The sequence below is a fragment of the Streptomyces sp. NPDC026062 genome (assembly GCF_055568375.1).
This window is the reverse complement of sequence record NZ_JBVHOQ010000035.1, coordinates 16,085-28,240: the sequence shown is the minus strand read 5'-3', so window position 1 is coordinate 28,240 and position 12,156 is coordinate 16,085. Positions and strand designations below refer to the sequence as shown.

The window sequence follows — 12,156 nt, the reverse complement described above, 5'->3', positions numbered from 1 at the left end:
TACCGTATGGCCACGGAAGCAGGTACCGTTAAAGCCCTACAGGCGCGGTCTCTCTGCTGAGAGTCCGTCCTGAAACATGAACGCGTGTCAAGACTCTGGGGCCGTCGAGCCCCGTCACCGAGGGGGTCGAGCCATGGGGCGCGGCCGGGCAAAGGCCAAGCAGACCAAGGTCGCCCGTCAGCTGAAGTACAGCAGCGGCGGGACTGACCTGTCGCGTCTGGCCAATGAGCTGGGCGCATCACCTTCGAGTCAACCACCGAACGCCGAGCCGTTCGAGGACGACGACGAGGAAGATGACCCGTACGCACAGTACGCGGATCAGTACAACGACGATGACGACGACGAGGACGATCAGTCCGGTCCGTCGTCACAGCGCCGCGGCGCTTGACCTCGCGCTGACACATCAACCCGGTCCGGGCCTGTCCCGGACCGGGTTCTGTGCTGTCCCGGTCCGGATCCGATCCGCCAGGCCTTCCGTATCGGTCGGATCCGGCTTCCCGATCCGATACGGCTCCCGGCTGCCGGGCAGGCCTTCCGGCCCGCCCGGCCTTGCGTATGACATCCCGCAGCTCGCCCACCCCCGTGATGCGCGCGTCCGCCGGACCGGTCGCCCCGTACCTCAGCGCGCGTACGTGCCCACGAGCTCGGCGCCCGTCGTGTGCGCGCCCCGGTCGGTGATCTCCCCGGCGACCCAGGAATCGACGCCCCGGTCGGCCAGGGTCGTCAGTGCGGAGTCCACCGAATCCGCCGGAACGATCGCGATCATGCCGACGCCCATGTTGAGCGTCTTCTCCAGCTCCAGCTGCTCGACCTGGCCGGCCTTGCCCACGAGGTCGAAGACCGCGCCGGGTGTCCAGGTGGAGCGGTCGACCGTGGCGTGCAGGGAGTCCGGGATGACCCGGGCCAGGTTGTTGGCCAGACCGCCGCCGGTGACGTGGCTGAAGCCGTGCACCTCGGTCGTACGCGTCAGCGCCAGGCAGTCCAGGGAGTAGATCCTGGTCGGCACCAGGAGCTCCTCGCCGAGCGTCCGGCCGAACTCCTCGACCTGGCGGTCCAGCGTCCAGCCGGCCCGGTCGAAGACGACGTGACGGACGAGCGAGTACCCGTTGGAGTGAAGACCGGACGAAGCCATCGCGATGACGGCGTCACCCTTGCGGATGCGGTCCGGGCCCAGCAGGCGGTCGGCCTCGACCACGCCCGTACCGGCGCCGGCGACATCGAAGTCGTCCGGGCCGAGCAGGCCGGGGTGTTCGGCGGTCTCGCCGCCGACCAGGGCGCAGCCCGCCAGCACACAGCCTTCGGCGATACCCTTCACGATGGCCGCGACACGCTCGGGATGCACCTTGCCGACACAGATGTAGTCGGTCATGAAGAGCGGCTCGGCACCGCAGACGACGAGGTCGTCGACGACCATGCCGACGAGGTCGTGGCCGATCGTGTCGTACACGCCCATCTGACGGGCGAGGTCGACCTTCGTGCCGACGCCGTCCGTGGCGGAGGCGAGCAGCGGACGCTCGTAGCGCTTGAGCGCCGAGGCGTCGAAGAGTCCGGCGAAGCCGCCGAGCCCGCCGAGGCCTGCGACCTCGGGGCGCTGCGTCTTCTTCACCCACTGCTTCATCAGCTCTACGGCACGGTCGCCGGCCTCGATGTCGACGCCCGCTGCCGCGTAGGAAGCACCTGTTGTCTCAGACATTGCCTGGGATCTTTCGTGTGGAAATACGGGGCTGGTGGAAGGGCTGCCGTGCGGTCCGGGTCACGGACGGCGCAGCGCGTCGGCCGCTGCGGTCGCCGCAGGGCCTGCCGCCAGCTCGGTCTCCAGCAGCTGCTTGCCGAGCAGCTCCGGGTCAGGAAGCTCCATCGGGTACTCGCCGTCGAAGCAGGCGCGGCACAGATTCGGCTTGTCGATCGTCGTCGCCTCGATCATCGAGTCGATCGAGATGTACGAGAGCGAGTCGGCACCCATCGACGTGGCGATCTCGTCGACGGACATGCCGTTGGCGATGAGCTCGGCGCGGGTGGCGAAGTCGATGCCGAAGAAGCAGGGCCACTTCACCGGCGGGGACGAGATCCGGATGTGGATCTCGGCGGCACCGGCCTCGCGGAGCATCCGGACGAGTGCGCGCTGGGTGTTGCCGCGGACGATCGAGTCGTCGACGACCACCAGCCGCTTGCCCTTGATGACTTCCTTGAGCGGGTTCAGCTTGAGGCGGATACCCAGCTGCCGGATGGTCTGGGACGGCTGGATGAAGGTCCGGCCGACATAGGCGTTCTTCACCAGACCGGCACCGAACGGGATGCCGCTGGCCTCCGCGTAGCCGATGGCGGCGGGGGTGCCGGATTCCGGAGTCGCTATGACCAGATCGGCCTCGACAGGGGCCTCGGCGGCCAGCTTGCGGCCCATCTCGACCCGGGAGAGGTAGACGTTGCGCCCGGCGATGTCGGTGTCGGGGCGGGCCAGGTAGACGTACTCGAAGACACAGCCCTTGGGCTTCGCTTCTGCGAATCGAGAGGTGCGCAGGCCGTTCTCGTCGATGGCGACGAGCTCGCCCGGCTCGATCTCGCGGACGAAGCTGGCGCCGCAGATGTCGAGGGCGGCGGACTCGGAGGCCACCACCCAGCCGCGCTCCAGACGGCCGAGGACCAGCGGGCGGATGCCCTGCGGGTCGCGGGCCGCGTAGAGGGTGTGCTCATCCATGAAGACGAGGGAGAAGGCGCCCTTCACCTCGGGAAGCACCCGGGTGGCGGCTTCCTCGATGGTGAGCGGCTTGCCCTCGTCGTCGGTCTGGCCGGCGAGCAGCGCGGTCACGAGGTCGGTGTCGTTGGTCGCGGCGACCTGGGTGGCGCGACCGTCCTTGCGCGGAAGGTCGGCGACCATCTCGGCGAGCTGCGCCGTGTTGACCAGGTTGCCGTTGTGACCCAGGGCGATCGAGCCGTGCGCGGTCGCACGGAACGTCGGCTGCGCGTTCTCCCACACCGAGGCACCGGTGGTGGAGTAGCGGGCATGACCGACCGCGATATGACCCTGGAGCGATCCCAGAGAAGTTTCGTCGAAGACCTGCGAGACCAGTCCCATGTCCTTGAAGACCAGGATCTGGGACCCGTTGCTCACTGCGATGCCCGCGGACTCCTGTCCACGGTGCTGCAGGGCATACAGTCCGAAATAGGTGAGCTTGGCGACCTCTTCGCCCGGAGCCCAGACACCGAAGACGCCGCAAGCGTCCTGGGGGCCTTTCTCTCCGGGGAGCAGGTCGTGGTTGAGTCGTCCATCACCACGAGGCACGCCACCGAGTGTAGGCGAGATCGACCACTGGTCCGAATTGGGGACGCCCCGCCGGACTGCGGAAGAAGCGCCCCCCGACCCCCCTCCGGGGCCGGGTCGGACAGTGACGCGGAGTGATCACTGCCCGATGCCCAACGGTCCGCCGCAGCCGCCTCAGGGCAGTTGTCGCCCGGATCGACGGCGGGTTACCGACGGGTTCCGGCCAGCGGTCCACGGGGCGACCCCACCGGTTCGTGGCGCCCTGTGAGGAGTCCCGGCACGGCTGAGCGAGGGGTGGCCGAACGCTCGTTTCGTGGCGAGCCTCACACCGGGTGCACGTGGGGGCGACCGGTATGCGGCTTCTTGTGACACCCCGAGGACGTACTGGTGCGAGCCGGGGAGAGACGGCTTGCGCGGGCCGGGGGCGCTTGTGGGGCCAGGGCGAGTGCTTTTACGCGCCGGGGTGTGCTCGTGCGGGCGGGGGTGTGCTCGTGCGGGCCGGGGGAGAAGTGCTTGCGGTGCCTTACGGGCCGGGAAAGGCACCGGCCGCGGCTGCGGAGACCGTCCGGAGTGCGAGACCGGCGTTGACAGGCCCATGCCTCATTGGCAGGCTCCTGCCTCATGCAGCCCCTCGGTGACCGCACGGTCACGCTCGTGGAGCGCCGTCACGTCGATCTGGGACGTGTGTCGAGCGCCATCTGTCGCCACGCCTGATTCGCCGGCGCGCGCGAGGACTCCTGCTTCCCCTCACCTCGGTCTGCTCTTCACCCCCTTCTCCCGGCATCCTTGTGACTGCCGCGAGCCCTGGGTTCCCGCCGCGTCCTGAGTCCCTCGCGCCGCTTGCCCCCGTTGCGCCCTTCGCGCGTCCGTAACCGCCTGCCCGGTCCCCAGCCGGTCTTCAGCCGGTTCCGGCTCCGATTCCGGCCCTGTTCCCGCTCTGGTTCCGGCTCTGTTCCGGCTCCGGTTCCGGGACGGGCCCCTTCGCCATCGCCTTCGCCGCCCCGCGCGGCCGAGCCCTGCCCTGGAGCAGCCATGCCCTCTCGCGACCCGAACACAGGTTCCAGCAATCCTCTGACGCGGCGCGCCTTCGGCACGGCCGTCGGCGCCACGGCCGCGACCGCCGCAGTGGGACTGACCGCCGCCCCCGCCACAGCCGCACCGACGGAGCCCACCGCGCACGAGCGGCCATTCCGGGCGGCGCGGGGCCGGCACTCGCGGCGGCCCAACATCCTCTTCATCCTCGGGGACGACCTCGGCTGGGCCGACCTCTCCTCCTACGGCTCGCCGGACATCCGCACCCCGAACCTGGACCGGCTCGGCCGCCAGGGCGTCCGGTTCACCGATGCCTACGCCGGGTCCGCGACCTGCTCGCCGACCCGGTTCAGCCTGTACACCGGCCGCTATCCCGGGCGTACGAAGGGCGGCCTCGCCGAACCCATCGCAGACCGCTCGGTCGGTCTCGAACCGACTCATCCGACCCTTGCCTCGCTGCTGCGCGGCGCCGGATACGCGACCGCGCTGATCGGCAAATGGCACTGCGGCTATCTGCCGGACTACAGCCCCACCAAGTCGGGCTGGGACGAGTTCTTCGGCAACTTCGGAGGGGCGCTGGAGTACTACTCGAAGCTGGGCCTGGGCGGCGAGTACGACCTCTACGAGGGCGATGCCGAGTACAAGGACCTCCGCTACTACACCCGCATCCTCACCGAGCGGGCCGGCGAGTACGTACAGCGCGACCACGACAAGCCCTGGCTGCTGAACCTCAACTTCACCACCCCGCACTGGCCCTGGATCGCCGAGGGCGACACGGCGGAGAGCGCCGAGATCGTACGGAAGATCAAGGAGGGCGGACTCGGCGGGCTGTTCCACGCCGACGGGGGCTCGCTCGCCAAGTACAAGGAGATGGTCGAGGACCTGGACCGGTCGGTCGGCGAGGTACTGAAGGCGCTGAAGCGATCCGGCCAGGAGGAGGACACCCTGGTGTTCTTCGCCAGCGACAACGGCGGTGAGCGCTTCTCGTACCAGTGGCCTCTCTCCGGCAACAAGAGCTCCCTCCAGGAGGGCGGCATCCGGGTCCCGGCCGTGCTGCGCTGGCCGACCAGGATCGATCCGCACCAGGTGAGCGACCTGCCGCTGTTCTCGCCCGACTGGACGGCGACACTGCTGGAGCTCGGTGGCGCCCGGCCCGATCCGGCCTATCCGCTGGACGGCGTCAGCCTGGCCGGATATCTGCTGCGTGGCGAGCAGCCGAAGGAACGGGACCTGTTCTGGCGGGTGCGCGGAGAGCGCGCGCTGCGCCGGGGCGGGTGGAAGTACTACCGGGGCAAGGGCGGGGCCGATCAGCTCTTCGACCTGACGGTCGACCAGCGGGAGCAGGCGAACCGGGCCGCCGCGGAACCGGAGCTCCTGGCCGAGCTGCGGGCAGCCTGGGAACGGACGAACGCCGGCCTGCTCCCGTACCCGAACGCCTCCTGAACTCCGCCCGAACCCTCGTTCACCCCATCAGGGGCAGCAGAGCGGCAAGGTCGGCGCGTTCACCGCTGGCGCTGACCTTGGCCGCGTCCCGCTCCCGTGCCCAGTCCGTACGCCCGGTGGCGAGCCCGATCCAGGTGAGCGGGTCGGTCTCGACCACGTTGGGCGGCGTGCCCCGCGTGTGCCGGGGGCCCTGGACGCACTGGACGACCGCGAAGGGCGGGACCCTCACCTCGACCGAGCCCCCCGGCGCCTTCTCCGCGAGGGCGTCGGCGAGCAACCGGGTGCAGGCGGCGAGCGCCTGGCGGTCGTACGGGATACCGAGCCCGGTCGCCTCGTTGAGGTCGTACGTGTGGACGACGAGCTCCACAGCGCGGGTGACCAGGAAGTCACCGAGCCGCATGGCGCCGACCCTGGTGGCCAGCAGTCGGTCCTCGGAGGCCCCCGGAACCAGCGCCTCGAAGCGGTCGGCCACCTCCGCGTACAAGGCGTCCGTATCGGGGCGGGAGGCGGCGAGCGCCACGGTGTCATCGGCGATCCGGCCGGCCCGCCCGGCCGTGGAGAAGGGCCACTCCAGCAGGCTCACCTCAGGCTTGGCGAGGGCCGGTTCAGGGAGCTCAAGGTTCCTGCTGACGTGCGAGAGGGCCATGGTCAGATGGACGGCGAGTTCACGCACCGTCCACGCGCCGAGCCCGCTCGGCGCGCTGAGCTGCTCAGGCGTCAGGGTGCGTACGGCGTCCCGGACATGGGCGAACTGCGCCAGGACCGCGGTACGGGTCCTGACCGGGTCGTAGCGGCGGGCGCGCTTCTGGGACGGTGGCATGGAGGCGAGCCTACGGCCTCGGCGACCACCCCACACAAGGCGAACGGGCGGGGCGGGGGACGGCCGCACGGAACGGCGCGAAGCGGCCCAGGTCCTGGTCGCGAAACCGCCCGGGCCCGGGTCGCGAAACCGCTCAGGCCCGCGTCGCGAAACTGCTCAGGCCCGCGTCGCGAAACCGCTCAGGCCCCTGTCGAGCAGGCCGAACCCCCGCTCGGCGAGCGCCGCGGCGTCCGCCGCGATCGCGTCGGCCGCTTCGCCGGCCAACAGCCGTCGCTGGTTCTCGGCGATCAGGACATTGCGGGTGGCGATCAGCTGGGCGGCCACCATGCGCGCGACGGCCGGCTCCTCGCCCTCCTCGACCAGGACGTCGGTGAGCAGCTCGCCGGTGCGGACGAAGAGGGCATGGGCCCGGGTGAGCAGGGACGGCGTCTGCTGGATGAGCCGCAGGATCCCGAGGACCACCGGTGAATCGCTCATCCCGACCGCCGGATCCCGGCTCTCGACGGCGGCCAGGAACTGGCTCCGGACACCGGCCACCACCGACTCACCGGGCGCCCGGTCCCGTACCACCCGGGCGACATCGCCGATGTGCTTCTCCAGGGGAGCGAGGACCAGATCCTCCTTGCTGTCGAAGTAGTTGAAGACAGTCATCTTCGATACGTCGGCCGCTTCGGCGATCTCCGCGACCGAGACCTGATCGAACCCGCGAGCGCCGAAGAGCCTCATGGCCTCGGCCAGCAGACGGCGTCGCGTCTGGATCTTCTTGCGTTCGCGCAGGCCCAGCCCCTCGGTCAGCATACGATCATTATGACAGGATTAAAGTTAATCCGGTACTAATAATTTACTCAGAACACTTACGCAGGAAGCGGCACCCGCCCGCGACAGGACACCGGGCCGGACGAACCACGGCGGAAGCCCTCGCCCGGTCGGACCGGGCGAGGGCTTCCGCGACCTGTGACGGGCGTATCCGCCGGGCTACGCGAGCAGCGCGGGGATCGTCCCCTCGTGCGCCGTACGCAGCTCGCTCAGCGGAATGCTGAACTCGCCCTGGATCTCGATCTCCTCGCCGTCCACAACACCGATCCGGGTCACGGGCAGACCCCGCGCCCCGCACATGTCGTTGAAGCGGAGCTCCTCGCTGCGCGGGATCGAGACGATCGCGCGTCCCGCCGACTCGGAGAAGAGGAACGTGAACGCGTCCAGCCCGTCCGGCACGACCAGCCGGGCGCCCTTCCCGCCACGCAGGCAGGACTCGGTGACCGCCTGGATCAGACCGCCGTCGGACAGGTCGTGCGCCGCGTCGATCATGCCGTCGCGGGACGCCGAGATCAGGATCTCGCCGAGCAGCTTCTCGCGGCCCAGGTCGACCTTGGGCGGCATGCCGCCGAGGTGGTTGTGGACGACCTCGGACCACGCCGAGCCGCCGAACTCCTCGTGCGTGTCACCGAGCAGGTAGAGGAGCTGGCCCTCTTCCTTGAACGCGACCGGCGTACGCCGGGTGACGTCGTCGATCACACCGAGCACGGCCACGACCGGCGTCGGGTGGATCGCCGTCTCACCGGTCTGGTTGTACAGCGACACGTTGCCACCGGTGACCGGGGTGCCCAGCTCCAGGCAGCCGTCCGCCAGACCACGGGTGGCCTCGGCGAACTGCCACATGACGTCCGGATCCTCGGGCGAACCGAAGTTCAGGCAGTCCGAGATCGCGAGCGGCTTGGCGCCGGAGGCGGCGACGTTGCGGTACGACTCCGCCAGCGCGAGCTGCGCACCGGTGTACGGGTCGAGCTTCGCGTACCGGCCGTTGCCGTCGGTCGCCATGGCCACGCCGAGGTTGGACTCCTCGTCGATGCGGACCATGCCGGCGTCCTCCGGCATCGCGAGCACGGTGTTGCCCTGCACGAACCGGTCGTACTGGTCCGTGATCCAGGACTTCGAGGCCTGGTTGGGCGAGGAGACCAGCCGCAGGACCTGCTCGCGCAGCTCGGCACCGTTCGCCGGGCGGGCCAGCCTGTTGGCGTCGTCCGCCTGCAGCGCGTCCTGCCACGACGGGCGGGCGAACGGGCGGTGGTAGGTCGGGCCCTCGTGGGCGACGGACCGCGGCGGCACGTCCACGATCTGCTCGCCGTGCCAGAAGATCTCCAGCTGGGAGCCCTCGGTCACCTCACCGATGACGGTGGCGATGACGTCCCACTTCTCGCAGATCTCCAGGAACCGGTCCACGTGCTGCGGCTCGACGATCGCGCACATGCGCTCCTGCGACTCGCTCATGAGGATTTCCTCGGGCGAGAGGGAGGAGTCGCGCAGCGGCACGGTGTCCAGCTCGACGCGCATGCCGCCGGAACCGGCCGAGGCCAGCTCGGAGGTGGCACAGGAGAGCCCGGCGCCGCCGAGGTCCTGGATGCCCGCGACGAGCTTCTCCTTGAAGATCTCCAGGGTGCACTCGATGAGGAGCTTCTCCTGGAACGGGTCGCCGACCTGCACGGCGGGCCGCTTGGTGGGCTTGGTGTCGTCGAAGGTCTCCGAGGCGAGCACGGAGACACCGCCGATGCCGTCGCCGCCGGTGCGGGCGCCGTACAGGATCACCTTGTTGCCGGGGCCGGAGGCCTGGGCCAGGTGGATGTCCTCGTGCTTCATCACGCCGATGCAGCCGGCGTTGACGAGCGGGTTGCCCTGGTAGCAGGCGTCGAAGACGACCTCGCCGCCGATGTTGGGCAGGCCGAGGCAGTTCCCGTAGCCGCCGATGCCCGCGACGATGCCCGGCAGGACACGCTTGGTGTCGGGGTGGTCGGCCGCACCGAAGCGCAGCGGGTCGACGACCGCGATCGGACGGGCGCCCATGGCGAGGATGTCACGGACGATGCCGCCGACGCCGGTGGCCGCGCCCTGATACGGCTCGATGTACGAGGGGTGGTTGTGCGACTCGACCTTGAAGGTGACCGCGTAACCCTGGCCGACGTCGACCACACCGGCGTTCTCACCGATGCCGACGAGCATGGCGTCGTTGGCGGGGACCTTCTCGCCGAACTGCTTGAGGTGGACCTTGCTGCTCTTGTACGAGCAGTGCTCGGACCACATCACGGAGTACATGGCGAGCTCGGCGCCGGTGGGACGGCGGCCCAGGATCTCGCGGATCCGGGCGTACTCGTCCTCCTTGAGGCCGAGCTCCTTCCAGGGCTGCCCGGCGTCCGGGGTTTCGGCCGCGTGCTTGACCGTGTCGAGGCTCATGCGTTGACCAGCTTCTTGATGATCGAGGTGAAGAAACCGAGACCGTCGGTACGCCCGGTGCCGATCAGCGGCTCCACGGCGTGCTCCGGGTGCGGCATCAGACCGACGACGTTGCCCGCGGCATTGGTGATGCCGGCGATGTCGCGCAGCGAGCCGTTGGGGTTGACGTCCACGTAGCGGAACGCGACGCGCCCCTCGGCCTCCAGCTCGTCGAGCGTGCGCTCGTCGGCGGTGTAGCGGCCGTCCATGTTCTTGAGCGGTACGGAGATCTCCTGGCCCTCGGAGTAGTCCGAGGTCCAGGCCGTCCCCGCGTTCTCGACACGGAGCTTCTGGTCGCGGCAGATGAAGTGCAGGTGGTTGTTGCGCAGCATCGCGCCGGGGAGCAGGTGCGCCTCGGTCAGGATCTGGAAGCCGTTGCAGATACCGAGAACCGGCATGCCCGCCTTCGCCTGCTCGATCACCGTCTCCATGACCGGCGAGAAGCGGGAGATGGCTCCGGCCCGCAGATAGTCGCCGTAGGAGAAGCCGCCCGCGAGGATGACCGCGTCGACCTGGTGCAGGTCCTTGTCGCGGTGCCACAGCGATACGGGTTCGGCGCCGGCGACCCGTACGGCCCGAAGGCTGTCCTGGTCGTCGAGCGTGCCCGGAAAGGTGACGACTCCGATACGAGCAGTCACTTCGACTCCTCGGCCTTCTCCACCTTCACGGTGAAGTCCTCGATCACGGTGTTGGCGAGGAACGTCTCGGCCATCTCGTGAATACGGCTGAGGGCGGCATCATCGACCGGCCCCTCGACCTCCAGCTCGAAACGCTTTCCCTGACGTACGTCCGCGATTCCCTCGAAGCCGAGACGGGGCAGCGCACGCTGCACAGCCTGTCCCTGCGGGTCGAGGATCTCGGGCTTGAGCATGACGTCGACTACGACGCGTGCCACTGGCACTCCCGGTGTGGTGGTGTGGTGCGGCTGTTTCTCCGGGGGGTTCCCCAGACCCCCGCGGGTCCACTCAGCGTACCTGGCCAGAAATTCTACGCGGGTAGATATCGGGTGGACCGGATCACGCCGAGATATCGACCCTGACAACGGATGCGAAAATCCTGCAAAAAAGATCCTCACCAGCAGCACGCAAAGCCGGTTGACACGCGCAGGTAATTGGGCGGGCTTCACAATGCGGTGCCCACCGCTGTACAAATGATTACCAGGGAAAGCAACATTGCCCCTAAAAGGCCGACACCGGTCGGCCCACATCCGTGCTCACAGCCGGAAGGCCGGTATCCGCGCATGTCAGGCGCGGACGCCGTAGGAAAGGACCGATATCCGTGGCTCAGCGTGTAGTGGTCACACTCTCCGACGACATCGACGGGGGAGCAGCGACGGAAACGGTCACCTTCGCCCTGGATGGGAAGTCGTACGAGATCGACCTCAATCCGTCCAATGCCAAGAAACTGCGCAGGACCCTGGCGCCCTACGTGGCAGCCGGTCGCAAGCAGACAAATGCGGCCAAGCACGGCAAGGCCCCCGTCTCGTACCGGCACACCTCGCTCGCGCCGGACCCGGCGGCCGTCCGCGCCTGGGCCCGCTCGCACCGGATGGAGGTGCCGGCCAGGGGCCGGATCCCCAAGAAGGTCTACGAGGCGTTCCAGGAAGCGAGTTGAGTGGACGGGTGCCAACGGCCGGCCGGTGGCGGGCACCGGACCGGCCGCCACCGGCCCCCCTGAGCGACACCCCGCGGGAGCCGACTTGCGCGACACCCCCGCAGGTCGGCTAGAGTCTGGAGCACGCCGAAGGGCAAGGCCGAAAAGCCAAACCCCCGGACAGCGTGCGGGTGTAGTTCAGTAGCAGAACATCCCCCTTCCAGGGGGAAGGCGCAGTGTGCAATTCCTGTCACCCGCTCTGCACAGCTCTCCTCAACCACTCCGGTGGATCGGGTAGAGTAGTGCTTGCTCCACCGGTGAAAGCCGAGTGGTTGCACATGCGGACGTAGCTCAGTTGGTAGAGCGCAACCTTGCCAAGGTTGAGGTCGCCAGTTCGAACCTGGTCGTCCGCTCTTGATCGAAGGCCCCGGTCGATTTCGACCGGGGCCTTCGTCGTATTCCTTTCCGGTCAATACGCACCATCTCCATGATGTGGAACCCCATGCCGTTGAGCCCCATGGCGTTGCGTGGACTGCGATGAAACGCTCACGTGCTGCTCCCGGCACCACCCGGCAGAGAACCTTGATTCATGCCCCTCGATGAATTCCCCATGTGTACGCGGTCGAGGCGATCAAGATCACAGAGGTGATCCAGTTCGTTGAGCCGCCTATGGGGCCGGCCCGCCGGCGACGAGGGCTGCGGCGGCGAAGGGGTGCGGCCCGGCGGCGGGGGCTGGGCCGGCACA

At 68.9% G+C, this 12,156-nt stretch carries 11 protein-coding genes and 2 tRNA genes; 6 read left to right on the top strand and 7 right to left on the bottom strand.

Annotated elements, in window-relative coordinates; genetic code table 11:
• Positions 1-133 precede the first annotated feature (133 nt).
• Complete coding sequence (locus tag ACZ4LX_RS27795; RefSeq protein ID WP_385282068.1) at positions 134-388, top strand: DUF3073 domain-containing protein; 255 nt, start codon at positions 134-136, stop codon at positions 386-388.
• 231 nt (positions 389-619) lie between these two features.
• On the opposite strand, the gene purM is transcribed toward ACZ4LX_RS27795, so the two are convergent.
• Positions 620-1,693 carry a phosphoribosylformylglycinamidine cyclo-ligase gene (gene purM / locus ACZ4LX_RS27790; RefSeq protein ID WP_467649560.1) on the bottom strand — a complete coding sequence of 358 codons (1,074 nt, stop codon included), beginning with the start codon at positions 1,691-1,693 and terminating at the stop codon, positions 620-622.
• Between the two features lie 60 nt (positions 1,694-1,753).
• Positions 1,754-3,280: an amidophosphoribosyltransferase gene (gene purF / locus ACZ4LX_RS27785; protein ID WP_467649559.1), complete on the bottom strand. Its 1,527-nt coding sequence runs from the start codon at positions 3,278-3,280 to the stop codon at positions 1,754-1,756.
• A 600-nt stretch (positions 3,281-3,880) separates the two neighbouring features.
• Between purF and ACZ4LX_RS27780 the strand changes: the two genes are divergently transcribed.
• Both ACZ4LX_RS27780 and ACZ4LX_RS27775 read left to right on the top strand, forming a co-directional pair.
• Positions 3,881-3,973 (top strand): putative leader peptide, encoded by a 93-nt coding sequence (locus ACZ4LX_RS27780; RefSeq protein ID WP_385282077.1) that lies wholly within the window; start codon positions 3,881-3,883, stop codon positions 3,971-3,973.
• Between the two features lie 318 nt (positions 3,974-4,291).
• A complete protein-coding gene (locus ACZ4LX_RS27775; protein ID WP_467649558.1) occupies positions 4,292-5,734 on the top strand; it encodes a sulfatase family protein in 1,443 nt (480 codons plus the stop codon).
• Between the two features lie 19 nt (positions 5,735-5,753).
• Here ACZ4LX_RS27775 and ACZ4LX_RS27770 read toward each other — a convergent pair whose 3' ends face one another.
• From ACZ4LX_RS27770 to purS, 5 genes are all read right to left on the bottom strand, one after another.
• Entirely contained in the window at positions 5,754-6,554 is an 801-nt protein-coding gene (locus ACZ4LX_RS27770) for a maleylpyruvate isomerase family mycothiol-dependent enzyme (RefSeq protein WP_467649557.1), read from the bottom strand.
• A 156-nt stretch (positions 6,555-6,710) separates the two neighbouring features.
• Complete coding sequence (locus ACZ4LX_RS27765) at positions 6,711-7,349, bottom strand: TetR/AcrR family transcriptional regulator (RefSeq protein WP_467649605.1); 639 nt, start codon at positions 7,347-7,349, stop codon at positions 6,711-6,713.
• A 180-nt stretch (positions 7,350-7,529) separates the two neighbouring features.
• Positions 7,530-9,779 (bottom strand): phosphoribosylformylglycinamidine synthase subunit PurL, encoded by a 2,250-nt coding sequence (gene purL / locus ACZ4LX_RS27760; protein WP_467649556.1) that lies wholly within the window; start codon positions 9,777-9,779, stop codon positions 7,530-7,532.
• The gene (gene purQ, locus ACZ4LX_RS27755) at positions 9,776-10,456 is read right to left on the bottom strand and encodes a phosphoribosylformylglycinamidine synthase subunit PurQ (RefSeq protein WP_467649555.1); all 681 of its coding nucleotides are present in this window, start codon (positions 10,454-10,456) and stop codon (positions 9,776-9,778) included. Before purQ ends, purL begins: the two co-directional genes overlap by 4 nt.
• On the bottom strand, positions 10,453-10,713 hold the full coding sequence (purS, locus tag ACZ4LX_RS27750) for a phosphoribosylformylglycinamidine synthase subunit PurS (protein ID WP_176729353.1): 261 nt from the start codon (positions 10,711-10,713) through the stop codon (positions 10,453-10,455). Before purS ends, purQ begins: the two co-directional genes overlap by 4 nt.
• 383 nt (positions 10,714-11,096) lie before the next feature.
• On the opposite strand from purS, the gene ACZ4LX_RS27745 reads away from it, so the two are divergent.
• The 3 genes from ACZ4LX_RS27745 to ACZ4LX_RS27735 all read left to right on the top strand — a co-directional run bounded on the left by ACZ4LX_RS27745 (position 11,097) and on the right by ACZ4LX_RS27735 (position 11,824).
• Positions 11,097-11,432 carry a histone-like nucleoid-structuring protein Lsr2 gene (locus ACZ4LX_RS27745; RefSeq protein ID WP_467649554.1) on the top strand — a complete coding sequence of 112 codons (336 nt, stop codon included), beginning with the start codon at positions 11,097-11,099 and terminating at the stop codon, positions 11,430-11,432.
• A 166-nt stretch (positions 11,433-11,598) separates the two neighbouring features.
• Positions 11,599-11,670 (top strand) — tRNA-Gly (locus ACZ4LX_RS27740).
• 81 nt (positions 11,671-11,751) lie between these two features.
• Positions 11,752-11,824, top strand: a tRNA-Gly gene (locus ACZ4LX_RS27735).
• Positions 11,825-12,156 lie beyond the last annotated feature (332 nt).

Excerpts from the sequence above, each read along its gene's own strand:
- ACZ4LX_RS27775 (WP_467649558.1), top strand. The coding sequence starts at position 4,292 with ATGCCCTCTCGCGACCCGAACACAGGTTCCAGCAATCCTCTGACGCGG.
- ACZ4LX_RS27770 (WP_467649557.1), bottom strand. The coding sequence starts at position 6,554 with ATGCCACCGTCCCAGAAGCGCGCCCGCCGCTACGACCCGGTCAGGACC.
- ACZ4LX_RS27795 (WP_385282068.1), top strand. The coding sequence starts at position 134 with ATGGGGCGCGGCCGGGCAAAGGCCAAGCAGACCAAGGTCGCCCGTCAG.
- ACZ4LX_RS27780 (WP_385282077.1), top strand. The coding sequence starts at position 3,881 with ATGCAGCCCCTCGGTGACCGCACGGTCACGCTCGTGGAGCGCCGTCAC.
- purL (WP_467649556.1), bottom strand. The coding sequence starts at position 9,779 with ATGAGCCTCGACACGGTCAAGCACGCGGCCGAAACCCCGGACGCCGGG.
- purM (WP_467649560.1), bottom strand. The coding sequence starts at position 1,693 with ATGTCTGAGACAACAGGTGCTTCCTACGCGGCAGCGGGCGTCGACATC.